This window comes from Psychrobacter sp. FME5 (genome assembly GCF_014861375.1).
Classification (GTDB): domain Bacteria; phylum Pseudomonadota; class Gammaproteobacteria; order Pseudomonadales; family Moraxellaceae; genus Psychrobacter.
In genome coordinates, this window is the sequence record NZ_RRYX01000033.1 from 1 (window position 1) to 25,640 (window position 25,640).

The following is a 25,640-nucleotide window of genomic DNA, read 5'->3' on the forward strand; positions in this document are numbered from 1 at the left end:
TGCTTCGGCTGTCACCCTTCTTTTATTACTCCAGCATACTTTTTGATACACCACCCACTATTCAATTGCTAGTCTTAGCGCACCAGAGTCGGCTATCGAAGACCCGTTGGTTTTTAAAGCGGCTTTTCCGCTATTAGCATTGTTGCTTATGGCTTATTTTGCAACAGAACCGCTGGGGATTCCTATTTCTCTTGTCACTGGAGCTGCTGCGCTAATGCTAATGGCTATCGCAGGTCGCTTTTGGCAAGGTGGTCGTGGTGCTATTATTTCTGTATCCGATGTGGTACGTAAAGCCCCTTGGCAAATAGTTTTATTTTCAATTGGTATGTATTTGGTCGTTTATGGTCTGGGCAATGCCGGATTAACCGCCTATGGCGCTCAGGTTGTAGGCTGGCTTGGGCAACAAGGTGCGGTGATAGCAACGTTAGGTACGGGTTTTCTATCCGCTGTTGTCGCTTCTATTATGAATAATATGCCATCAACCTTAGTAGGCGCACTGGCTATCGATAGCGCACAAGTAACAGATACGACACGAGAATTGATGATTTATGCCAATATCATCGGTAATGATTTAGGGCCTAAATTTACGCCCATCGGTAGTTTGGCCACCTTATTATGGCTACACGTATTGGCCGAAAAGGACTATAAAATAAGTTGGGGGCAGTATATGAAAGTTGGTTTACTCATTACCCCGCCAGTATTATTGGTAACGCTATTGGCGCTAGCTTTTTGGCTGCCTGTGCTAAATGGGTGGTAAAAATAAACTTAATATCTGATTATTAGAAGCACTATTACGCTGACATTCATCAAAGTCATCAGTTATAATAGCCCCGCATTTTGCCTCTTTTAGTATTTTAGTATTTTACTTCTTTTACAATGATACGTTTATTTTGCCAAGGATTTACGATGAGTGATCAGCAAGCCCAAAAGCAAGCCGCCGCCAAAGCCGCCATACGCTATATCGAAGATGACATGATACTTGGCGTGGGGACAGGCAGTACGGTTAACTGTTTAATTGAGTTGTTACCGACATTAAGGCTGGCTGGCGCGGTTGCAAGCTCGCAGGTCACAGAAGATAAGCTTCGTGCATTGGGTATTGAGATAATTGATTTAAACTTTGCCGGTCAGCTTGATGTTTATATCGATGGTGCTGATGAAGTAAACGCAAATTTGCAACTCATCAAAGGCGGCGGCGGGGCACTCACGCGTGAAAAAATTGTCGCAGCGGCTTCTAATAAGTTTGTTTGCATGGTCGATGAGAGTAAGGTTGTCGAGTTACTGGGTCGAGAGTTTCCCGTACCGATAGAAGTGCTGCCACAGGCGCGCTCATATGTCGCCAGGCAATTAGCGCGTATGGGCGGTGAACCCGTTTATCGTGAAGATTTTGTCACCGATTACGGTAATGTAATTTTAGATACTTATGATTTGGATGTTAGTAATCCGCTAGCACTTGAGCAGCAATTAAACAATATCGTTGGCGTGGTTTGTAATGGTGTCTTTGCTGCTAATCAAGCAGATGTTTTGTTAAAAGCCAGTAGTAATGGGGTTGAAGTATTGACTCGTTAATTATTCGTCATTTATCGACCGAATATTAAAAAGGCAGCGTACAATTTATGTACGCCGCCTTTTTTGCTATCTATTACTGTATAAACAGCTGATGAAAATATGTGCCTATAAAATAGATGCCTATAGCTTAATTTTGTCTTTTAATAAAAACTCCATTAATGCCTTTTGCGCATGTAAGCGGTTTTCGGCTTCATGCCACACGACCGAACGTGGATCATCTAGCATATCATGAGATATTTCTTCGCCGCGATGAGCTGGCAAGCAGTGCATAAACACCACTTCAGGGTCGGCTTTATCAAGCAGCAATGGTGTTACTTGATAAGAGGCAAATCGACGAGCACGGGTGTTTTGCTCAGATTCTTGACCCATACTTGCCCATACGTCAGTGACGATTAAGTTCGAATCTTTCGCCGCTTCTTGTACGTTTTCGACGATGCTTACGCAATGCGAAAAGCGTTTCATTAGCTCAGGGTCAGGCTCGAAACCATAGGGCGCTGCCACGCGTAGCTCAAAACCAAACTGATTGGCGGCTTGCATATAAGATGCGCACATATTATTACCATCACCAACCCAAGTGACGATTTTATTTTCGATACTACCGCGATGCTCATAGTAGGTTTGCATATCAGCAAGCAGCTGGCAAGGGTGGAAATCATCAGTGAGGGCGTTGATAATCGGCACACTAGAGTATTCAGCAAAGGTCTCGACTTTTTCGTGCCCAAAAGTACGTATCATGATGATATCGACCATGCTAGAGATAACGCGAGCTGAATCTTCTAGCGGCTCACCGCGTCCAAGCTGGGTGTCATTTGGCGATAAGAAAATAGCGCTACCACCAAACTGTCCCATACCAGTCTCAAACGAGATGCGCGTACGGGTTGATGACTTTTCAAATATCATGCCAAGCGTACGACCAACAAACGGCTGATATATCTCGCCTGCGTGTTGCATTTTTCGCAATTCGCTCGCGCGTTTAATGAGATTTTCTAGTTCTTGTTTGGTTAAATCAGATAGGGTCAAAAAATGGCGCAAACTCATAGTTATCCTAGCAATCGATCGCAGTCAGTGAAAAGTTATCAGTTTTCAATAGCATCGCATTAGTGCGTATACTGGGGTGACAACAAACTTTTAGTATAGCGCAATTACTCTCAATGTAAATGTTCAATTTTGCTCTAATGAAAGGGTGCTAATACTAATACTGAGACTGAGTAGCAAAATCAATGCTATTAACCTAGTGTCCGCTCTGGACGAGTACTTAGTCTGCACAGTAACTCGTAACCGATGGTACCCGCATGTGCTGCCACTTCATCAACGTGTGGCACACTACCCCAAAGTATTACTTTACTATTTATTGCCAAGTTTTTGGGTGTTGAGCTAATATCAATCACAATCATATCCATTGCGACCCTACCGCGAACTGGGCATGGATAGCTTTTATTGGTGGTCGCGTCGATTACGGAGACATAAGCGTCCTTGCTAATGATACGTGGATAGCCATCTCCATAGCCGATACTCACCAAAGCCGTTCTGGTTTCTGCTAATGCAATCCAGTGGCTACCATAACCAATAGCATCGCCCACTTTTATCGTTTGTAGGGCCATAATTTGTGCGCTAAAATCCATTGCTGGTTGTAACTCTAATTCCTGTGCACTTTGATCGATGACAGGCGCACTACCATATAACATAATGCCTGGACGCACCCAGTCATGATGATGCTCTGAGAAATTAACAATACCAGCTGAATTGCATAATGAGCCTTTAATATCTGCGCTGATGGTTTCTCGCAACGAGTTAAGCATGTTATTAAAACGTTGAATTTGAATAGCGTTTAGGGGATGGTTATGATCATCAGCATTGGCAAAGTGAGTGGTTAAAACCAGCTGATAACCTGCGTCATGCAGATGTTTCGCTGCTGGAATAATAGTATGGTCATTAAAACCTAAGCGATTCATACCGGTATTATATTTTATCCAAACTACTTTAGTGGCGCTATCAGCAGGCGGTATATGCTCTAGAGCCCAGTCTAATTGCGGTGCATGATGAATGACGCAACTAATATCATATTCAATCGCTTGTAGCCACTCATCGCTAGTAAATGCGCCTTCAATCAAACCAATGGTTTTATCCCAGCCCAGTTGCCTTGCTTCTAGTGCTTCTATTAAAGTAGCGACACCAACACCATCAGCGTGCTGGACCGCTGGCAAGACCGCCGCGACGCCATGACCATAGGCGTTGGCCTTTACCATGGCGAGAACCTTAGATTTTGGTGCTAGCGCTTTTACTCGATTCAGATTATGGGTGATGGCTGCTGGTTTGATAGTGATGGTGCGCATAATAGGCTTCTTTTTAGCAAAGTTATTTTATTAGTAAAGTGATGAAGTGATAAAGCCAGTGATTTATCATCGGCTGATAAATCACTGGCTATAGTCAATTCTAAATAAAAGAGATACATGAGGTTTTTACGCGAAACTGGAATAAATTTTTCTGGCTTGCTGTGCCTGCGCAGACAGAGGCTGCGAAAAATCAATTTCAGTTCCGCTGCATTGTTTTTATACTGGACTAACTATATTATTAATCAGTCATATTTTATAACGTTTCATAAATAATATTTCAATATTTATTTGAAACAGTCATTATTCATCATTCTCAAAACTGACATTTTGATAGTATTCTGGCGTCAGATTGATAAAGCGGGTAAATTGTCCTTCAAAGCCTAAACGTATGGTACCAATAGGGCCATTACGCTGTTTACCAATGATGATTTCAGCCACACCTTTGTGATCTGAGTTCTCATTATAAACCTCATCACGATAGATGAACATAATCAAATCGGCATCCTGCTCAATCGCTCCAGATTCACGCAAATCCGACATGATAGGGCGTTTATTAGGGCGGTTCTCTAGACTACGGTTAAGCTGCGATAAGGCAATAACGGGACATTCAAGCTCGCGTGCCAAGGCTTTTAAGCTACGTGAAATCTCAGAGATTTCTCCAACACGGTTACCATCGAGATTAGGTACTTTCATCAACTGTAGATAATCGACGATGATAGCGCCAAGCTTGCCGTCATGGTTTTTAGCGATACGGCGACAGCGTGAGCGTAGCTCGGATGGCGGCAGAGCGGTACTGTCATCAATATAAAGATGCTTTGATTGCAGATGCTGAATGGCATTCATCATTTTTGCCCATTCATCTTCATTCATTTGTCCTGAACGTAAATGGGTCTGATTAATTGCGCCCCACGATGATAATAGGCGCATGACGATAGATTCTGCGGGCATCTCCATTGAAAATACAACCACTGGTAAATCTTCGTTAAACAAAATTCCTTCCGCCAAGTTCATGGCAAAGGTGGTTTTACCCATCGATGGACGAGCGGCGACAATGACTAAATCGCCTGCTTGTAAACCTTGAGTTTTATTGTTTAGCTCAACAAATGGCGTTTGCAGACCAATCATGCCATCAGGGTTCGATTTAAGCTCTTGAATCTTATCGATGACATTCGTCAATACTGAAGTAATACCAACTGGCCCACGCTGCTCGGCGCGTTTATTATGCTGCTCATTGATACTAAATATTTTTGCTTCGACGTTGTCTAATATGTCGCTGACCGTTTGATCTTTAGGATTATAGGCAAGGGTCAACATGTCATTGCCAGTGGTAATCAACTGACGTAGAGTAGACAACTCACGCACGCGCTGGGCATAGGCGGTTAGGTTAAACAACGTAGCAGGGCTTTGACTCAAAATATCCGCCAAGTAACTGTCGCCGCCGGCACTCTTTAGCAGTTTTTGCGCCTCTAACCAATCGTGTACCATGACCGTATCATACGGCTCGTTGACGGCAGCCAAATGGGCGATGGCGTCAAAAATATATTGATGCCGTCCTGCATAAAAATCATCTTTGGTGACGATATCTGCGATTTTGTCATATGCCTCTTCAATACTCATCAAAGACGCCAGTAGTGCCTTTTCAATATCGATATTGTGCGGCGGTGTCTGATTGAGTAAGTCGTCGGTTTTTTCGTTGTCTGCCATGAGTGCCCAATATTTTAAAAGTCGGTTTTAAAAGTCAGTTGCAAAAGTTACTATAAAGTATTCAGTAGAGGTTTTTTCTATAAGGGTATGAAAGGCTTGTTGAGAATTCCATTATTTGAGAATCTCACTATAAACAAGCTTGTCATACTCCTACGATATGAGTACCAAAATGCGGTCTTAGTATTTGCTTATAAATGCTAAAATGAAAAGCGAAAGTTTAACACATTATGTGGTTTTTTCGGTCGCTATAAATAATTATCTATCCTAGATTAGGGTTGTAAAAGTTCGAGAAATCATTTATACAATGCGACTATCAATATTTATTTTTTTATCAAAAAATATAATAAAATTAAATGCTTAATATAATAATAGGGTCTTATTGCTATGCAAGATATACAAAAAGAACTACCATTGTTAATCACAACCGGTGAACCTGCTGGTATCGGGATGGATGTCGTACTACTATTGGCAGCCGAAGGCAAACTGCAGGATTTTAAACGGCCAATCTGGGTCACTGCTGAAGCTGAAGCCATGCAAGCGCGGGCTGATAAATTGGTCGCTGCGGGCGTGTTAACCACTTGTCCATCTTGGCAAACAATCGCGCCACAAGTGGATGCTGATGATTTTGTAAAGCAAATTGCACAGCAGACTTCTGCCTCGAATAATGATAATAAATATACGTTTGTTTTACTTGATATGCCTTGTGGTGCACCTATAGTTGCAGGCCATATCGATATTAATAATGCCTTAATGGTGGCGCGACAGTTAGAGATTGCTCATCAACTGGCAGCCAATCATACGGTTGCTGCTATCGTCACCGGCCCATTGCAAAAATCTGCATTGATAGATGCTGGTATTAAACTGCTCGATGGCACCATGTTTAGCGGTCATACTGAGTTTTTCATGCAGCAAAGCGGCTGTGATAAAGTGGTCATGATGCTCGCTAATGAAGCGATGAAAGTAGCGCTTGTTACCACTCATTTGGCATTAAAAGACGTACCTGCCGCCATCACTGCCGATAATGTGCGCCAAACGGTACAGATTGTCATTGATGATATGCGTGAGAAGTTTGGTTTAACCCAGCCGCGTATTTTGGTCTGCGGTCTCAATCCACATGCGGGCGAGGGTGGACATTTGGGTGTTGAGGAGATTGAGATTATCAATCCTGTGTTGCAAGAGTTTATCGATGCAGGCGTTGATATCTCGGAGGCAATGCCAGCAGATACTTTGTTTACGCCAAGGCATTTAGCCAATTGTGATGCGGTCATTGCTATGTACCACGATCAAGGGCTGCCAGTGCTTAAGTCACACGGTTTTGGCGATACAGTCAATCTAACCTTAGGACTGCCATACATTCGTACATCAGTCGATCACGGGACTGCGCTTGATTTGGCAGGACGTGGCGGCGCAAGTGCCACCAGTTTGTATCAAGCATTAACCATGGCAAACGAGATGGCGGATAAGTCACTCATTAATAGACCTCTTGCATAAGTCGGTGCCTGAGCGAGATCTATAACGTAGTATTGGGTAGCTTTAGTGTAAATAATACCTATTTATGAATCATCAAACAGGCCCTAATAGTAGTTTCACTGTAGTAGTCTATTTTAAGTGGTTTATTAATAAGTTTAAGGAGCCTGTTAGGTGATTCCGTTGGGATATATCCTAAAATTTCCACTCATTAACTAAAAGGAAATAAGGTTTAGTATGCTTCAGGATTAACACATCGAGGGCATACATTACCTACATCTTCGCCCCAATAACTCATTTCTCTATTTGCCCAAGGTGAACCACAAATATCACAATCTTTCTCTATCTCTCCGGATTCCTCATTCTCACAATAAGTGCATCTATAACCGGTTAGTGAGTCTTCATTAGGTATGAGTGTGTCATAGTGACAACTCTCACAATAGTAAACGTTCCATTCAATAAACATTGTGTGTTTAGGTCGCACACCTCGAAACAATGCATTTTTGGCTTCTGTTACATCATGATGTGCTTCAGAAACGGCATGCTCATATTCATCAACTAAAACTGAAAAGACGGAGAATCTATCTTTACCAACTTCATTTTCTAGACTAAATAATGAAAATATATCTGTAAATTCGTCTAGACCTCGAACTAGCCTACCAATGCACAATCTAACTTCTTTCACAGTAAATTCAAATTCATAATGCTCTATTGAATTCCGTAAATCTTTCATGTCAGTAATATCAGTAATAAACTGATCGTCTACGAACTTGTTGCCAGTAGAGCTACAGGTCTCATTAATAACGATTGAAAGTGCTTGATCGACCGTAATAGTATAGGGATTTGTCTGACCCACGAGCAATGTCGAAAAATCAAACCCGCTTGCTACAAGTGACACATGCGCAGCCAATAAATCAACGCTATCCTCTTTAGCTTTTTTAACAAGGTGTTTATAGCACTTGCTGTAGACTAAATCTTCATCCAATGTCTGAACGTACATCTTTAAAACAAGCTCAAGACAGTGGGACAAATGAAGTATCGAAAATTTAAAAGCAGTAGGATTACCTTGCTGCCCACTTTCAAATTTTGCTAAAGCCTCATTAAAACTATCAAGAGCATTCGATTTAATATCCAGTTTAAGTTCCAAAGTAAATCCTTATGTTGGTAATAATGAAGCATCAATGCTTAAGAAACAAAGGTAGGAAAACACAGCAGCGCAATATCCTAAACAAAAAGGGAAACCGAGAGTATTCTAAATTCAGTGTAACTGATCAAAAAGAATACCGTGAAGTACACTACAATTATTTAGAGAAATCAAACCATTGCCACCATTAGCCTACAGCCGGAAATTCAAGTCCTCACTAGGAAACCGTGCTTATTCATATAAGCCAACATTATAGCAAATGATTTGAGAACAAAAAAAATCACTGTGTCGATTGCGCTAAGGTATGGGTAATTTATCGATAACATGTCTCAAAAATACAGTGCAATTATGAGCTGTGCTATAATTTATCATTATAAAATTAGCAAATAAAAGCAGCATATTGCTGCCATAGCGCTATCGTCCATTTAACTTCTATCCATTAAGACTTTTTTATGTCCAAAACTTCGTTTGATGCTCAATCTATTTCTAACAGCCTACGCGCTGCCAAACACCAACCGCGTAAACGCTTCGGGCAAAATTTCTTGCACGACGGCAGTGTTATTCGCCAAATAGTTGATAGTATTCGCCTAGAGCGCGACGATAACCTCATTGAGATTGGACCAGGGATGGGCGCGCTGACGGAGCCGTTATTGGCAGAAGTGGATGCGATGACCGTGGTCGAGCTAGATCGTGATTTGGCAGACAGCCTACGTATTCGTATTGGAGCCAATAGTCACCCAAACTTTACCATTATCAAAGAAAATGCGATGCATGTGGATTATCGTGAGCTGTATAGCGATGAACGCGGTAAGTTACGCGTGGTAGGCAACCTGCCATATAATATCTCTACGCCTATTTTGTTCCATTTGCTCAGTTATGCCGATGTCATTCAAGACATGCACTTTATGCTGCAAAAGGAAGTCGTCGAGCGTATCACTGCCGATGTTGGTAGCAAAACTTACGGCCGCTTGTCTGTCATCATGCAGTATCATTGCGATACAGATTATCTGCTGACCGTACCTCGCGGTGCATTCAATCCGCCACCCAAAGTAACCAGTGCTGTTTTTCGCTTGACGCCGCACATTGATAAACCAGTGGTGGCAGAGGATGAAGAACATTTTGCGATTGTGGTACGCGAAACCTTTAATCATCGCCGTAAAACGCTGCGGGCGATATTTAAAAAATCAACGCTATTGCCAACATTGAGCGAAGACGACTTTGCGGCTTGCGGTATTGATCCACAAGCACGTCCTGAAACATTAACTGTGAAAGACTTTGTTAATTTGAGCAATCAAGCGCGGCAGATAGCGGTTTAAATCAAACAGTGCTTATTACCATTCAAAAACATTTATACAGTGACGATTAAACGTCATTGTATAAATGTGGCTATATTAGACGGAGCTATGCTGAAGCAACTGTAGTACCAAACTTGATAAACTAAGTGGATTAACAAGAGTTAATCATGATTAAGAAGTATTTTGAGGCATATTGAAGAATGAACTGATATATCGCCAAGACTATAATGGGGTCTGTGCTCGCAGTGATATTAGAATTCAGAAAGATTTAGGCTATAAAACGCCAAGACAAGTGTGATTTAATTATTATCATCAGACTGCATAACTAAAATTTCCCAAGTTCGTTCCTATGAACTTGATAGCATAGGTCATTATTGCTTTGAGCGAGTATGTCATTAACACAATGTTCATGATCGCTATAGCGCAATATCTTAAGGACAATCCACACAAATTATTAGTATAATCCTTCTGAACTCTCAACAAAAAATCACTGTAGCTTGTTATGACGCTAAAGCCTTTATTCGTATCTTTGTTTATCTTGCCATTATTTGCCATGACTGCCTGTGCTAAAGAGCCTGTAGCAACGGCAGATAGTAATGGTATTCCGCAATCCCGTAATAATCTAAGCGCTGATGAAAAAAAGCAGTTGGATAACTTCTTAGCGCAGCAAAAAGAAAACATGCAATTTATCGAAGGCGGTAGCTATGAGATGGGTGACTTTGGTCCTAAGCTCGATTGGACTGAAGGAATGCCGATCTCTAGCGGTGGTGATAATAAGTCATTGCATAAGGTGACACTTGATAGCTTTAGTATGAATGCTTACAAAGCAACATTTGGTGACTTTGATATCTATAGTATGGCGACTGGGCAGCCAAAAGAAGGAATGCAAGAGTATATGACTGCATTGTATCAATCTAATGCAGCAGCGGGTGTCAATTGGCAAAGCGCGCAGCACTATTGTCAATGGTTGGGTCAACAGCTAGAGGTATCTATGAGTCTACCGACCGAAGCTCAGTGGGAGTATGCGGCGCGTAATCGCGGTCAGTATGTCTTATTCCCAACCGATACTGGCAAAGTAGATGATGGACGTAATGTATGGACATTTGATCAAGCACGTGAAGTTAGCAGTAGATATGATGCGCCAGCAACAGTTCCAATAATAGGTTTGTATCCACCCAATCCATTAGGATTATATGATATGACCAATCAAAACTATGAATGGATGATTGATTGGTATGATGCCAAGTATTATGGAAATAGTCCTGAGCATAATCCACAAGGTCCATCAACTGGCAAAGAAAAAGTATTGCGCAGCGTGGATGCCAATGAAGGTAGTGCTAGAAATATTAGGGTGATGGGTCCTGTGAGCGTAAAACGCTGGCACAAATTTCCTGATCCGCCTCTTATATTAAATGATGCTGGACTTAATCAAAACCGTGAAACTTCAGCACGTTGTGTCGCTAATACATCTGTCTCATTGAACTAAATATTAGGTAATAAGAGAGTATGGTTCAGCTGGGTTTTAATTCTTAAACCATATGACTGTCGTCATCATCTCGTCCGAAGGGCGATGTAATATCTTCGTCAAAGCCCGCTGGATCGTATTGCTCTGGATTTTTGGCAGCATAAAAGCTGGGATTGGCATGCTATTACCCTATAAGAATTAATAGTAACTAACCCTTTTTTATTAACCCAATCTAGATCGACAGTAGTTTGATTTTTATACTTAGACAATCCACACAAATTATTAGTATAATCCTTCTGAACTCTCAACAAAATATGACTGTAGCCCATTATGACGCTAAAGCCTTTATTCGTATATTTGTTTATCTTACCACTATTTGCCATGACTGCTTGCGCTAAAGAGCCAGCTACTTCGACGGACAGTAACGGTATCCCGCAAACTCGTAGCGATTTGAATGCTGATGAACAGCAGCAATTGGATAACTTCTTAGCGCAGCAAAAAGCCAACATGCGCTTTATCGAAGGGGGAAGCTATGAGATGGGCGACTTTGGTGAAAAGCTAGACTGGACGAGTGGGTATCCTCTATCAGGTGCTAGAGACAGTAAACCTCTGCATCCTGTTACTCTGGACAGCTTTAGTCTGAATGCTTATAAAACTACTTATAGCGATTTTGATATTTATAGCATGGCGACTGGGCAAGATAAAGTCGGTATGCAACCCAATTCATTAGACATAAGGCTACCTAATGTAGCAGCAGGAATTGACTGGCAAACGGCCAAACATTATTGCCAATGGTTAGGTCAGCAAATGAACGAACCTATTGATTTGCCCACTGAGGCGCAGTGGGAATATGCCGCACGCAATCGCGGTAAATACGTGATGTTCCCAACCGATACTGGCGAGTTGGACTTTGGGCGTAACGTATGGACAATGGATGAAATGGAGACAGTAGCTGATAATCACAACACAGTCATTTCGATAGCTATCGTAGGACTCTACCCACCTAACCCATTAGGGTTGTACGATATGAGTAATCAAAACCTTGAATGGATGAATGATTGGTACGATGAAGACTACTATAGATACAGTCCAGTGAATAATCCAAAAGGCCCTGAGACCGGCACTCTAAAAGTGGCGCGTTCAGTTCCTGCTGACTGGGGGTCAGCAGAAGGACTACGAGATAATGCACCCATTACGATCTTACGGTTGGAACAACTACCTACTGCAGTTATTGAAGAGGGAGAAACGTTGGAAGATTTTAACAAATATAATCAAGATTATAGAACCTCAGTGCGCTGTGTGATACATTCACCAGAGCCTGTTAATTAGAGCTCATTTATTTATTTGAGTATCTCTTTAAAGCCTTTTGCATATCTAGCATGTCTCTGATATCAAATGAATTGGGATCATATTGCTCTGGATTTTTGGCAGCATAGAATCCAGCGTTACCACGATTGATAAAAACATCGTACTTCAGACTGGTGTTTTTCATCCGTTTTATTAACCCAATCTAGCTCAATATTAGTTTAATATAACGACTTGGACAATCCCATCAAACTATTAGTATAATCCGTCTGACTTCTCAACAAAACATCACTGTAGCCTATTATGCCGCTAAAACCTCTATTCGTACCGCTATTTATCTTACCGCTATTTGCCATGACTGCTTGCGCTAAAGAGCCAGCTACTTCGACAGATAATAGTGGTATCCCGCAAACCCGTAGTAATCTAAGCGATGATGAACAGCAGCAATTGGATAACTTCTTAGCGCAGCAAAAAGAAAACATGCAATTTATCGAAGGCGGTAGCTATGATATGGGCGATTTTGGTGAAAAGCTCGATTGGACGAGTGGCTATCCTTTATCAGGTGCCAGAGACAGTAAACCTTTGCATCCTGTCACTCTAGACAGTTTTAGCTTAAACGCTTATAAAGCAACTTATAGCGATTTTGATATTTATAGTATAGCAACGGGACAAGAAAAAGTAGGAATGCAACCCAACTCATCCGACAGAAGGCTACCTACAGCAGCGGCAGGTATTGACTGGAAAACGGGCAAACATTATTGTCAGTGGTTGGGTCAGCAAATGAACGAACCCGTTGATTTGCCAACTGAAGCCCAGTGGGAATATGCGGCGCGTAATCGCGGTGAGTATGTCATGTTCCCAACCGATACTGGTGAGTTGGACTTTGGACGTAACGTATGGACTAGAGATGATATGTATGAGATTGCACGTGAATATAATACGTCTGGTTACGTTGCTGTAGTAGGACTCTACCCACCTAACCCATTAGGGTTGTACGATATGAGCAATCAAAACCTTGAATGGATGAACGACTGGTACGATGAAGACTACTATAAATACAGTCCAGTGGAAAACCCAAAAGGGCCTGAGACGGGGACTCTAAAAGTAGCCCGTTCAGTTCCAGCTGACTGGGGGTCAGCAGGAGGGTTACGAGATAATGCACCCATTACGATCTTGCGTTTAGAACAACCACCTACTGCAGTTATAGATGAAGGTAGGTCATTGGAAGAATATAATTATAATAATCGTACCTCTGTGCGCTGTGCGGTACATTCATCAGATCTCTTACAAACGTAGCAGAGAGTTTTAAAATGAGGACACGGCTTAAATCTAAAAGCTCAAATTGACTTAGATGAACAAGCTTTCATCTCATTTAAAACTCCCGTGGTGGTCAGATGTTGAAACTTTGCAAACAAACCAATTAGTATTTGGCTAAGTTTCATATTATGATTGAGCCTAAAATAGGCTGAATCAAGCTGTTTAAAATTGTGGCTGCGCGCTAGCGAAATCGTTACAAGCGTTATGACTTAAGAATAAAGCTGTTCGCAGGCTTAGTGAGTTTCGAAATTGGCTTCTGTCTTTTGCAAGAAGCTTAATAAAAAAATGTATAAAAATTATAGAGGTTTTATGAGTTTTCGCCAGCAGTATGTCATCGGTGACTTGCAAGGGTGCTATGCGGCATACCTTCAGCTACTTGAAACCTTGGACTTTGATCCTACCCAAGACAAACTATGGTTTGCTGGGGATTTAGTAGCACGCGGCGAAGATTCGTTAAATACGTTGCGCCATGTCAAAGCACTTTGTGAGCAAGGGGCGGCTGCAACGGTGCTTGGTAATCACGATATTAATCTAATTGCCGTCTGGCGCGGCGCGACGAAAATCAAGAAAAAAGACAAGACCGCACCGATTTTTGCTGCTGATGATTGCGATGAGTTGCTTGAATGGCTACGCCATCAGCCGATATTGGCTTACCCTGATGAGCATACGGTGTTGGTGCATGCAGGTATTCCTCCACATTGGAGTATTGAGGAAGCAGCGAATTATGCGCAGCAATTGGAGTCACAACTACAAGCCAGCTTAAAACAGCTTGATCGCTTATTGCCAAATTTATATAGCAAAACAGCCGATAACTGGCATACAGATATTAATGGCTTTACTAAAATGCGAGCGATTGCTAACTACTTTACTCGTATGCGTTTGTGTCAACAGGATGGGTCGCTGGAGTTTAGCTTTTCTGCAGGTTTGGATGAGCGAATGCCCAAAGATTTTTTGCCTTGGTTTGAATGGCAGGTGCCGCGCAACCGTAAGATATTATTTGGCCACTGGGCGGCGCTAAAAGGTGAGGTTGATTTGCCTTATGCGCGTGCGCTTGATGGTGGCTGCGTTTGGGGTAATTACCTGCTGGCTTATCGTTTGGGTGACGGTAAAGCTATAACCTCAAGTGCCCATTGCTTACTGCCACAATCATAATATGAAGACACGTCATAATTATAAGTATATGAAAAAGTTATTTTTTAGGTAGCTATAGTCAGTGAGAAGTAATATCGCTACATCACGTACTGCAGGTACCGTTTTTTCTTGCTTGCTGTGCCTACGCAGACAGAGGCTGCAAAAAAACTATACCCGCAGTATCGTAGCGTTTTTAAAGTATTTTAACTCTATATTTAAAAGTAACCAGTCCAGCCATCAAATAAACCCATTAACTGGGTAAGTTTGGTGGCTTTTTTGGTTTTGGTAAAGGTGTTTTGGCGTCGCCCGCAGGCTTAACATCGTTGCTAGCATGAGGTTGTTCATTGTCCGTTGCCTGACCATGAGCATTAGTGAGGTTATTGAGTATTTTAGTCGCTTGATCATATTGAATGTCATCAGTATAAGGCACACTATTGAGCTCGTTATCTATTAAGCCATCATCAAGATCGACGACTCCTTTAGGAGATGCTTGAGATTGATGATGTTCGCCTTTGGGCTGGTTGTCATAGTATATGTTGGTATTTGTTGATGCGTTTTGGGTACTAGCTTGTTTAGAGTTAGGTAGGATTCTGACATCAGATAACCGCCTGACGACATAATTACTGGGTAACGGTTTTCCCCCTTTTTGCGCTGAGGTATCATCAAATATCATATGCCCTTGGCTATCGATACGCGCGTATTTCATTGGCTTATCACGTGGCCAAAAAAAGTCAGAAGGATGGCTTAGTATGTGACTAAAAATCTGCTTGGATAAACGACTCCATTCAAGGAATTTGACTTCTTTAGAACGCAATGCCACAAATAACGCTAGCGAGAAGCTGACCATCAGATTGACGATACCAATAAGCGCTACACCAAGAATGGATACTAAAATAACACTCCAACTTATATCATCGGCGGAGATATTGAATAAGCCGTGCGCCAAATTAGCCGAGGCAAAGGCAATATGACGAATATCAATTGGTAAGCCAAATATAAAACCAATAGTCGCGGTACTACCCAAGAATACCCCGAATAAAAAGTTACCCATGATTGCGCCAAGGTTAGCCTCTACAAAGCCGCCTAGACGCTGTAGCCAGGACTTGGGTAATATGTACTTTAACAGTCTATGACGTTGGATACGCGCGCCTACATTGTTATAAACGGCTAAATTATCGTAGTAGCCGGCAATGAGACCCGACAGAAATAAATACACCCCAGCAATGGCAGCGTGGGGCAGCGCCAGCGAGCGAAAAGGATCAAGCTCATGGAGCAGGTGTCCCGCTTTTTCAGAATCGATCATCGGCACGCCTGTATATTGCAGCCACGCAAAAGAGATAATAAGCGCAACGGGTATCGCTAACATGACGTTACCCATAATGGCGATAAATTGAGTACGCAAAATATCGACGACCAATTCTGATAGCTTAGTCAGCTGGTGTGATTTTTTCCCCGAGCCATCAGATATGGTCGAGGCTATGGCTGCAGCAGTCATAGCGGGCTGTTTGGTCGCAACCGTACCACGGATGACATGGATAAAAACAAAACCCAAGCCATAAATCATACTGTTAATAAAGGCTCGTCCCATCGGAGCGAGTGCCAATTGGTACGCCAATATTTTAATAGTGGCCATGAAAGCAATAACAAAGCCGCCGATAGAGGCCTTTTTAAACATCTTTTGATAGCCCGCTTTATCGGTACTGATGTAATGTTCACCGACACGGCTGGCATTTTCAGTGACTTTGCGCGAGAGTAATTTGGTATTGTTATCAATCAAGTAGCCAATACTATAACGGCGATTGGCGGTGGTAATCAGCGTTTGTATCAGCTCAATAACGGCGCGATCTCGGTTTTTATTACCATCGGTCACCAGCTCGGTTAAGATGCGCATACGCTGAAGACTTTGATCCAAGCGCAGCATCATATTGGTCAAACGAATAGAGATTCCCGTCTTGTAGATACGTTTACGTACTGTAGCGACTATGTCTTCGCACTGCTCGATCATGACCAGCAGCGGCGCTGGGTCGACGGCATGTTCAGGGGTAATATCGGTTAAGGTATCAAGCTCATGTGCTTGCCTGTATTGATTAACGAATAGTACGGCTTCTTGATTTTGTGCCACAAAAGACGCTGAATAATTTAATATTTGCGGGTAAGATTCCATCAGATCAGGATGCAAACCGATACCGCTGATGCGATAAGATAGGATAATAATAGCATTCAAAATACTGTTTTTTGCCGTTGCCACTAAATCTAAGTGCTTCTCTTGTACTTTGAGCAGCTCAACCAGCTCATCCCATTTGTTTTTTTCAATATTGGCTAGCCAGCGTTCATCAGAGTGCTTATCAAACAAATAACCGATTAGTTCAACGACTGAATCCTCTTGCGGCAATAATGGTAAAAAACGATGACCAATGAGGCGACGTAAGCTATTAAAAAATCCTTGATCTGACATGATACCAGTGTCGGTATACAGAGCAATTTGGCGGTATTGAATGATGAGTTTTAAGACAAAGCTAGACAGTCCATCGCCATGCTCAGGATGCTGACGAAGGATGTCAATCAGTGCTTGCATGTTTTCATTGGCCAACGCAGGTTCTTTATCACTGACCCGCAGCTCAGCTACTAAGCGTTTAAGTACCGCAGGATCGGGCACATCACTTAAGGCCGTAATCTGCTGTAAAATGTGTTTTATTTCTGACACATTGCATCCTTGGTTATAATTATTTTAACCCGCCCTCAGGCTGCGAGCGATATTCTGTCTTGCGTTATTTTAATCATAACCAAGCAACGATAGTTAATTATTTTGTTAGCAGTTATTTTTGTCGTTAGAGCCAAAATGCTACAGTGCTGTTGGTATAAATTTTTTGCAGCCTCTGTCTGCGTAGGCACAGCAAGCAAGGAAAGTTTATACCAGCAGTACGTGATTTATAGATATTACTTTTCAATGATCATATTCTTATAAAAATTATTTTGGCAAAAAAAAGGACAGTTATATAACTGTCCTCTCACTTAGAGTTTTATAAGTAAGTCTGTAATGTTATTTAGCTTGCAGGCACATCAAAGTAGTCAAGATCAAAATTCATCATTGGATCACTACCTGCTTGAACCATTTGTGCATGAGCATCAATGCGTGGCAAGATACGACCGACGAAATAATCAGCAAGTTTGGCTTTATTGGTATAAAACTCACCTTCTTTACCGTTGGCCGCTTCCACCATCAATGCAAACATGTATGAATAAGCGAGGTAACCGAAGGCATGCATATAGTCAACGGCACAGCCGTTAATTTCATTTTTACGTTCGCCAATGTTGGCCAGTACCGTGTTGGTTAGCGCCTCAATCGTATCGGCAGCATCTAATGTCGCTTGCTTGATACCATGATCTGCTTGCATATTATTGACAAAGTCACGAATCTCACCTAAAAAATGGCTAACGTATTTGCCGTTGTTTTTCGCCACTTTACGACCTAATAAATCAAGCGCCTGAATGCCGTTAGTGCCTTCATAAATCTGCGCAATACGCGTATCACGAACGATTTGCTCCATACCCCATTCGCGGATATAGCCATGACCACCAAAGACTTGCTGGCAATCAACCGTGGCTTCTAGTGCTTTATCGGTCAAGAATGCTTTGGCCACTGGCGTTAGTAGGGCAACGCGCGCGGCGGCAGCTTTTGCCGACTCAGGATCGGTACTAAATTTCTCTTCGTCAAGGTTTTTGGCGACGTACATAGCAAAGCAACGCGATGCCTCAGTGTTGGCTTTGGCGTTCAGTAGCATACGGCGCACATCGGCATGATAAATGATGGCGTCAGCTGGTTTTTCTGGACTTTGTAGCTGCGTGTCACTACGGCCTTGACCACGGTCATTGGCATATAGTGCCGCGTTTTGATAAGCAAGCTCAGAACCACCAAGGCCTTGCAGACCCATAGTCACGCGCTCATAGTTCATCATGATAAACATCGATGACAGACCGGTATTTTCAGCACCAACCATCCAGCCTTTGGCACTATCAAAGTTCATCACACAAGTCGCCGAAGCTTTAATGCCCATTTTGTGTTCGATAGAGCCGACGGCTAGGGTGTTGCGCTCGCCTAGGCTGCCATCTTCATTAACCAAGAATTTTGGTACAACAAACAATGAAATGCCTTTTGAGCCAGCAGGGGCGTCTGGCGTTTTTGCCAATACCAAATGAATGATATTTTCAGTTAAGTCGTGCTCACCACCAGTGATAAAGATTTTGGTACCAGAAATATCGTAGCTACCATCATCATTTGGTATGGCTTTGGTTTTAATAATACCTAAGTCAGTACCGGCATGTGGCTCTGTTAAACACATGGTGCCAGCCCATTCACCAGCATACATTTTTTCTAGATAGGTTTGTTTTTGCTCTTCTGAACCAGCCGCATTTAGGCAAAGCGTCGCACCAACGGTCAAGTTAGGGTAGAGGGCAAACGATTGGTTGGCAGTGAATACCATCTCTTCGGTCAGCATGGTGACCATTTTTGGGAAGCCTTGACCACCGTATTCAGCGTTACCGCTTAAGCCAACCCAACCTGATTCAGCATATTGCTTATAAGCGTCTTTAAAGCCAGTAGGGGTCGTGACGACACCGTCGCCTTCGAAAGTGGCGCCTTCTTCATCACCACTGCGGTTGATAGGTAATAGAATGTTTTTTGACAGTTTTGCCATTTCTTCCAAAATCATATCGACTGTTTCCATGTCAACATGAGCTAGGTTTTCATTGTTTTGCCAGAATTTAGGCGCATTAAACACATCATTTAAGATAAAGCGCATGTCATTAAGAGGGGCATTATAAACAGCCATAAACATTCCTTTGGTTCAAATAAATAAAATTGGAGTGGTTAAGAATATCAATTGTTCTTTTGATTTAATCTCGGTGATTAATAATCAAAGTTTAACAAATAAGCGTGTGCGCTGGGGTGTTTCTTCGTGAATTGTCCGTGCACCAAAAGTCAGTATAGACTATTGAAGTACTTAAATAGATCTTAAAAACCATAGCGATGTAACAAGAATAGCTAATTACCATCTATAAACGGTGTTTTTCATTGCAATATACCCACAAAATAAATCGGCAACACACTTGAGTATGTTGCCGATAAAAATACAGTAGTAGCAGTGTTTAGCCTCTAATTAAAAAGCGAACTGATCCACATCCATGCTCATGTATGGTTCAACGCCAGTGCTGATGCGTTGTACATGGGTCGTCGTACGTGGCAGTAACTTAGCGAAGTAGAACTGCGCGGTTTTCACTTTGGCATCATAGAACGCCTGCTCGCTACTACCGTTAGCGATTTCGGTTTGTGCGATGAGTGCCATACGCGCCCATAAGTAGGCTAGGGTGACATAGCCACTAAAGTACATGTAATCAACTGCTGCGCCGCCGACCGCATCTGGGTTTTCAGTCGCTTGCATACCAATACGTGACGTCAGCTCGCCCCATTCTTTTAGATGCTTGGCAAGTGGGCGGATAAACTGACCCATCTCGTCGTTGTCTTTGTTTTCTTCGCAGAATTTTTGGATGATTTGAACAAAGTTTGCTAGCAGCTTACCTTGTGAGCCGAGCACTTTACGACCTAATAGATCAAGTGCTTGGATCTCAGTGGTGCCTTCGTACAAGCAAGCAATACGCGTATCACGGACGTTTTGCTCCATACCCCATTCGCTAACATAGCCGTGACCACCATAAACCTGTACGCCATGGTTGGCTGCTTCTAGGCCAGTTTCGGTCAAGAACGCTTTGGCAATAGGGGTCAATAATGACAGCATTTGGTCAGCAAACTTAAGATCATCGCCTTCGCCTTTTGCCACAGTATCTGCAAAATGTGAGAGGTAATAAACCAATGCGCGACCACCTTCTGCAAAGGCTTTTTCAGTCAATAGCATGTTACGAACCGCTGGATGGACGATGATAGGATCAGCGACTTTATCTGGCGCTTTAGCACCTGATAATGAACGCATCGCTAAGCGGTCTGTGGCATACGTCAGTGAGCCCTGGAATGCATATTCTGCTGCCGTCAGGCCTTGGACTGCCGTGCCAATACGAGCCACGTTCATAAAGGTAAACATGCACTGTAGACCACGGTTTTCAGGGCCAATTAGGTAACCTGTTGCGCCGTCGAAGTTCATCACACAAGTGGCTGAGGCTTTGATACCCATTTTGTGTTCGATAGAGCCACACGCTACTTGGTTATTTTCACCTAGGCTGTTGTCTTCGTTGACCATCACTTTAGGGACGATAAACAACGAGATGCCTTTAGTACCAGCTGGCGCACCTGGTAGGCGAGCTAAACAGATATGGATGATATTGTCGGTTAAGTCGTGCTCACCCGCTGAGATAAAGATTTTTTGACCGGTGATGCTATAGCTGCCATCTTCTTTTGGTTCAGCTTTGGTACGGATAATACCCAAGTCAGAACCGGCATGTGCCTCGGTCAAACACATGGTACCTGACCATTCGCCGGTGACCATTTTTTCTAGGTAAGTTTGTTTTTGTTCGTCCGTACCGTGATGCTCGATGGTTTGGATAGCACCATGCGATAGGCCAGGGTACATAGAGAATGACCAGTTTGCCGTGCCGACCATCTCATTAATAACCGTAGACAATGAAAACGGCATGTTCTGACCGCCGAATTCTTCTTCAGCAGACAATGCAGGGAAACCTAGTTCACAATACTCTTTATACGCTTCTTTAAAGCCTTTTGGTGTGGTGACTTGACCATTGTTAAACTGGCAGCCTTCAGCATCACCGCTTTGATTGAGTGGTGACAGCTCATTTTCAGCAAAGCTTGCCGCCATCTCAAATAAGCTGTCCATTAGTTCACGATCTGCTTCTTGAAATGCAGGTAATGTTTTATAGTGGCTTTCGCTATCAAGTAACTCATGCATGACAAATTTAATATCACGTAAGGGTGCTTTATATTGCATAACTTCCTGTCCTTTTGGGAATATAACCAATAATAATCAATCGTAAGCAGGTGAGGGCGTTTTTATTTAGTGCCTCGATATTGCCTACTTTAATTTAAAGAAACTAAATCAATGATAAGCAGTCATGCAGATCATTTAAATTATTGATTAGCTAAAATGGTATTGAAAAGAATGGTGATTGTTAGAATCGGTTTAAAATTCTATGAGACCTAACAAATTCACTATAAAAGATAGGCTTTCATAGGGGATTATACAAGTTTGGTGACAGCACTGATAAGTCATGAACCCATCTTGCATCGGTTGTGCAATCGACGTTAGGCGCTACAGGATACTGCGAATAACTCTATGAAAATACTGGTGATAGTGGGTCAAAAAATACTAACTATCTTAGGTTTGTTTGGTGGCGTATTGCTGAATCAACATCTCGGTCGCTGCCTGGGCCGTGACAGGTTTGCCAAACCAATAGCCTTGACCATACTGACAACCCATCGCCAAAAGTATATCGCGCTGCTGTTCGGTTTCGATACCTTCTGCGACTACTTGCATATCCAAGGCCACTGCCAAATCCAAAATAGCCTTTACAATGGCTTGCTGGGTACGATCGGTTTCGATGTTAGAAGTAAAACTTTTGTCAACTTTAATAAAATCAAAGGGGTATTGTTGTAAGTAACTTAAAGAGGCGTAGCCAGTACCAAAGTCATCTAGCGCAAGACACACACCGAGTGCTTTGAGCAAATCCAGTTGTTTTTTGACATGGGCATGACGCTGAATTAAAGAGGATTCAGTCACTTCGATATGCAGCTGATGCGCAGAGATATCATGCTGTACCAGTAGACTATTTACCATTTCAAAAAAATCAGGGTGGCTAAATTCAGCGGCATCAGCGTTGATACAAATGTGCTGAAAGAAGCCTTGCTGTTGCCAAACAGATATCTGCTTGGTGATTTTAATGGCCATTTGTGTGAACAGATCAAACGACAGTTTGTGAGTGATAATAGCATCGATAAAGTGTATGGGTTTTAACAGTCCACGCGTTGGGTGCTGCCAGCGTACAAGCGCCTCAAATCCAATGATGATGCCAGTCATTAATTCAAATTTTGGTTGGTAATAAGGTATAAATTGACCTTCAATAGCAGCTGATCTCAGCTCAGCTTCTAGCTGTAAACCGCCAGCTGTGGCCTCATCAATTGCCGTATCGTACCAGCAGATATCGTCCCCGCCTTGCTGCTTAGCATAATGTAATGCTTTTTCAGCCTTGGTCAATAATCCTATCAACTCTTCATCGTCTTCAGGGAAGTAGCTGACCCCGACCGATATATGACAATAAATATCGGTGTCTGTCGCTGCATTGTCTTCTAAAGAAAAGGGTCGCTCACACATTTGCATCAAACTGGTCAGCTGATTGTGTATTATGTTGGCACCATTACATTCAAACAATAAAGCAAAATCGTCACCGCCAAAATGTGAAAAACAGTGCAAATTATCCAGTTTTAGCGCTTTGAGACGAGTGACAAAGCTTTTTATCAACGTGTTGATACCATCAGGGCCTAGTAGGCTGGCAAGGTTACGATAACGGTCAATATTTAAGCGCACAATGACGACTTTTTGGGAACTGTCCAACAGTAAGTCACTGGCTTGACTCAAGAATACCTTACGGTTAGGTAGGCCTGTCAATTGATCATAATTGAGCAAGTGGGCTACCTGTTTTTGGTCTTTGACCGCCGAGGACATATCACGCACCATGCCAATATAATAAACAGAATCTTCAATACAAATCTTGCGATAAGTCATATGACATTCAAGTATCTGTCCATAACGGTTTGGCATCGAAAAATTACTTTCATAAAAGCCAGTACTATCTAAGCAATTAGTAATATCTTTTAAAATCGCGCTTTCTTCTTCTGATAAAAACTTTGTCGCGTATATACCAAGTGGTCGACCAAGCAAAAAATCCTCCGTATAACCAAGCATTAGCTCATAGGTGGCATTGACCGATAAATAGCGTAAATTTTTATCTAAGATGAATATAGCATCTTCAAATTGCTCACATAATTTAACCAATAATTGCTGTTTGTCTGCCAGTGGCATAGGTGTAAAAGCGGTCATAACTGAACTCATTACGTCAAAATTGATTAATAGATAGCGTGACAGTATTACAAACTAATGACTGAGAGCATGTAGGGTGACTAGCGCAACCACGGGTGCGGTCTCAGTACGTAAGACTCTCGTGCCGATTTGCCAAGGCTTAAAACCCACGTTTGCGGCTTGTGCGCATTCATCGCTGCTAAGTCCGCCTTCAGGGCCAACCAAGAGCTCAATATAAGGGGTTTGTTGTTTTAGCACGGTGGATAAGGATTCAGGCCTAGCGGGTTGTCCTTCTGCTGGCACGCTTAACTGTAGTCTCAAGTCGGCTGGTTGCTGTAATACTTTATAATAGGGACTTTGGCTAAGCATGGCTACGATAGAGCTGACCGTTGTTTCTGTGTTTGAAGTTTTGGAAGGCTTATAGGGATTGGCTTCTAATTGTTTCAGCCAGTCAGTGATAGATAGCGGGGCAAGGATAAGCGGTGGGCGATTGAGTCCACATTGTTCACAGGCGGCAATAGCGATCTGCTGCCAGTGTGCAAGCTTTTTTTCGACTTGTGCAGGTTTTAGATTAACCTCGCCATGATGACTGCTTAGCAGTTGAATAGCAGTCACCCCAAGCTCAGTCGACTTCTGAATCGCATAATCCATCCGTTCGCCGCGACTCATCACCAGACCGACTTTAGTTGATACGGATGCACTACGGTCTTCATTGATATGAGCCAATAACGTTACCGTGGCGTGCTTTTTGCTGATAGTTTTTAGCTGCACTTGATACTCACCGCCAAAGCCATCAAATAAAATACCTCGATCGCCAATATTGGCTCGTAATACCCGGCACCAATGATGAACGATACTCTCTGTTAACTCAATATCAGCGCCGATAGGCAAACTATTAAGCTGAGGGTAGGTTAGATTTGATTCATCACTGGTGGCATAAAAAAAACGTCGCAAAGTTACTTATTCCTATAATGGCAGTCATGATATATGTTCAGTATCTTAGCAGAATATCATTTGAGTGGGTAAAGGGTTTGTCATTAATGCAATCGTAATACCAAAAAAAACTGGCACTCCTAAGAACGCCAGTTTTTAAGCTAATCAATATAGTACCGGTTTAAGTAGAGGATTCTAAGTAGACAGTCCTAAAGCTTCAACCAAACGTTTATTAGGCTCAACCTTATTCATGCTATAAAAATGCATGGCGGGCGCGCCCTCAGTGATTAAACGCTCACAAAGACGGTGTACCACCTCAAAACCAAACTCGCGAATGGCTTTGCGGTCGTCGCCAAAGTCGGCCAATTGCTTACGCACGTAACGCGGAATATCTGCGCCACAGCTATCAGCAAAACGTACCAGATTGCTAGAGTTACCCCACTCTCAACATCGAAAGTGATTGAAAAAAGAAGAGCATCTCACTAATCTATTGTTTTCGACCAAGAATACAACGGAGTCATGAGATGCCCATAGACGAATTTATCATCAATATCTATTTAATGGTAGAGCAATATTACAAAATAGTCGTCACTAAACCCTTGCGAGGGGCAGGTTACGCGCCAAAGCTGAGTGATCCTGAGATTATTTGCATGGAACTGGTCGGTGAATTTTTAAACCTTGATCAAGACAAACAGATTTGGCAATACTTTACCCAGCATTGGCAATCTTGGTTTCCAGCCATCGGCTCATATCCTAACTTCGCAAAGCATTGCGCGAATCTGTGGCAGGTCAAACAGCGGATACAAGATACAGTCAGTCAACTCGAAGGCCGTGACAACATCCATTTTATAGATGGTTTTCCGATACCCGTCTGTCATTATGGACGCGCGTATCGGCATAAAAACTATCAAGACTTAGCGGCTTTTAGCTACTGTGCGGCTAAGC

Annotated in this window: 18 protein-coding genes and 2 pseudogenes; 9 read left to right on the top strand and 11 right to left on the bottom strand. The window is 42.5% G+C overall.

The window, feature by feature from the left end:
- The first annotated feature begins 64 nt into the window (after positions 1-64).
- Positions 65-757, top strand: coding sequence for an ArsB/NhaD family transporter (locus EI161_RS06500; protein ID WP_318779366.1), 693 nt, complete (start codon positions 65-67; stop codon positions 755-757).
- Between the two features lie 149 nt (positions 758-906).
- Positions 907-1,566 carry a ribose-5-phosphate isomerase RpiA gene (rpiA, locus tag EI161_RS06505; RefSeq protein WP_192529256.1) on the top strand — a complete coding sequence of 220 codons (660 nt, stop codon included), beginning with the start codon at positions 907-909 and terminating at the stop codon, positions 1,564-1,566.
- A 120-nt stretch (positions 1,567-1,686) separates the two neighbouring features.
- Here the strand turns inward: rpiA and argF are convergent, their stop codons facing one another.
- The 3 genes from argF to dnaB form a co-directional block, all read right to left on the bottom strand.
- Positions 1,687-2,604 carry an ornithine carbamoyltransferase gene (gene argF, locus EI161_RS06510; protein WP_192529257.1) on the bottom strand — a complete coding sequence of 306 codons (918 nt, stop codon included), beginning with the start codon at positions 2,602-2,604 and terminating at the stop codon, positions 1,687-1,689.
- Between the two features lie 188 nt (positions 2,605-2,792).
- Entirely contained in the window at positions 2,793-3,899 is a 1,107-nt protein-coding gene (alr, locus tag EI161_RS06515; RefSeq protein ID WP_192524361.1) for an alanine racemase, read from the bottom strand.
- 300 nt (positions 3,900-4,199) lie between these two features.
- Positions 4,200-5,603: a replicative DNA helicase gene (gene dnaB, locus EI161_RS06520; protein ID WP_192524362.1), complete on the bottom strand. Its 1,404-nt coding sequence runs from the start codon at positions 5,601-5,603 to the stop codon at positions 4,200-4,202.
- 393 nt (positions 5,604-5,996) lie between these two features.
- On the opposite strand from dnaB, the gene pdxA reads away from it, so the two are divergent.
- Entirely contained in the window at positions 5,997-7,094 is a 1,098-nt protein-coding gene (pdxA, locus tag EI161_RS06525) for a 4-hydroxythreonine-4-phosphate dehydrogenase PdxA (protein ID WP_192529266.1), read from the top strand.
- A gap of 208 nt (positions 7,095-7,302) precedes the next feature.
- On the opposite strand, the gene EI161_RS06530 is transcribed toward pdxA, so the two are convergent.
- Positions 7,303-8,217: a hypothetical protein gene (locus tag EI161_RS06530; RefSeq protein ID WP_192529258.1), complete on the bottom strand. Its 915-nt coding sequence runs from the start codon at positions 8,215-8,217 to the stop codon at positions 7,303-7,305.
- Between the two features lie 449 nt (positions 8,218-8,666).
- Here EI161_RS06530 and rsmA point away from each other — a divergent pair, with 449 nt between their 5' ends.
- From rsmA to EI161_RS06545, 3 genes are all read left to right on the top strand, one after another.
- Positions 8,667-9,530, top strand: coding sequence for a 16S rRNA (adenine(1518)-N(6)/adenine(1519)-N(6))-dimethyltransferase RsmA (gene rsmA, locus EI161_RS06535; RefSeq protein ID WP_192529259.1), 864 nt, complete (start codon positions 8,667-8,669; stop codon positions 9,528-9,530).
- A gap of 481 nt (positions 9,531-10,011) precedes the next feature.
- On the top strand, positions 10,012-10,995 hold the full coding sequence (locus EI161_RS06540) for a formylglycine-generating enzyme family protein (RefSeq protein ID WP_192529260.1): 984 nt from the start codon (positions 10,012-10,014) through the stop codon (positions 10,993-10,995).
- A 309-nt stretch (positions 10,996-11,304) separates the two neighbouring features.
- Positions 11,305-12,303, top strand: a complete 999-nt coding sequence (locus tag EI161_RS06545; protein WP_192529261.1) for a formylglycine-generating enzyme family protein — start codon at positions 11,305-11,307, stop codon at positions 12,301-12,303.
- 7 nt (positions 12,304-12,310) lie between these two features.
- Here EI161_RS06545 and EI161_RS06550 read toward each other — a convergent pair whose 3' ends face one another.
- The gene (locus tag EI161_RS06550) at positions 12,311-12,466 is read right to left on the bottom strand and encodes a hypothetical protein (RefSeq protein ID WP_192529262.1); all 156 of its coding nucleotides are present in this window, start codon (positions 12,464-12,466) and stop codon (positions 12,311-12,313) included.
- Between the two features lie 116 nt (positions 12,467-12,582).
- On the opposite strand from EI161_RS06550, the gene EI161_RS06555 reads away from it, so the two are divergent.
- Both EI161_RS06555 and EI161_RS06560 read left to right on the top strand, forming a co-directional pair.
- Positions 12,583-13,575, top strand: coding sequence for a formylglycine-generating enzyme family protein (locus EI161_RS06555; protein ID WP_192529263.1), 993 nt, complete (start codon positions 12,583-12,585; stop codon positions 13,573-13,575).
- Between the two features lie 330 nt (positions 13,576-13,905).
- Positions 13,906-14,748 carry a symmetrical bis(5'-nucleosyl)-tetraphosphatase gene (locus EI161_RS06560; protein WP_192529264.1) on the top strand — a complete coding sequence of 281 codons (843 nt, stop codon included), beginning with the start codon at positions 13,906-13,908 and terminating at the stop codon, positions 14,746-14,748.
- Between the two features lie 229 nt (positions 14,749-14,977).
- Here the strand turns inward: EI161_RS06560 and EI161_RS06565 are convergent, their stop codons facing one another.
- The 6 genes and pseudogenes from EI161_RS06565 to EI161_RS06590 all read right to left on the bottom strand — a co-directional run.
- A complete protein-coding gene (locus EI161_RS06565) occupies positions 14,978-17,431 on the bottom strand; it encodes a site-specific recombinase (RefSeq protein ID WP_192529265.1) in 2,454 nt (817 codons plus the stop codon).
- Between the two features lie 340 nt (positions 17,432-17,771).
- Complete coding sequence (locus tag EI161_RS06570) at positions 17,772-19,556, bottom strand: acyl-CoA dehydrogenase C-terminal domain-containing protein (protein WP_192522386.1); 1,785 nt, start codon at positions 19,554-19,556, stop codon at positions 17,772-17,774.
- Positions 19,557-19,883: 327 nt separating this feature from the next.
- Positions 19,884-21,677, bottom strand: a complete 1,794-nt coding sequence (locus EI161_RS06575; RefSeq protein ID WP_192522387.1) for an acyl-CoA dehydrogenase C-terminal domain-containing protein — start codon at positions 21,675-21,677, stop codon at positions 19,884-19,886.
- Positions 21,678-22,064: 387 nt separating this feature from the next.
- Positions 22,065-23,783, bottom strand: a complete 1,719-nt coding sequence (locus tag EI161_RS06580) for a GGDEF domain-containing phosphodiesterase (RefSeq protein WP_225735257.1) — start codon at positions 23,781-23,783, stop codon at positions 22,065-22,067.
- A 54-nt stretch (positions 23,784-23,837) separates the two neighbouring features.
- Complete coding sequence (locus EI161_RS06585) at positions 23,838-24,716, bottom strand: 16S rRNA (uracil(1498)-N(3))-methyltransferase (RefSeq protein ID WP_192522389.1); 879 nt, start codon at positions 24,714-24,716, stop codon at positions 23,838-23,840.
- A 174-nt stretch (positions 24,717-24,890) separates the two neighbouring features.
- Positions 24,891-25,130: pseudogene (locus tag EI161_RS06590) on the bottom strand (methylenetetrahydrofolate reductase); the annotation flags it as partial.
- Between the two features lie 89 nt (positions 25,131-25,219).
- Between EI161_RS06590 and EI161_RS06595 the strand changes: the two are divergent.
- Positions 25,220-25,640, top strand: a pseudogene (locus tag EI161_RS06595) (IS982 family transposase); the annotation flags it as partial.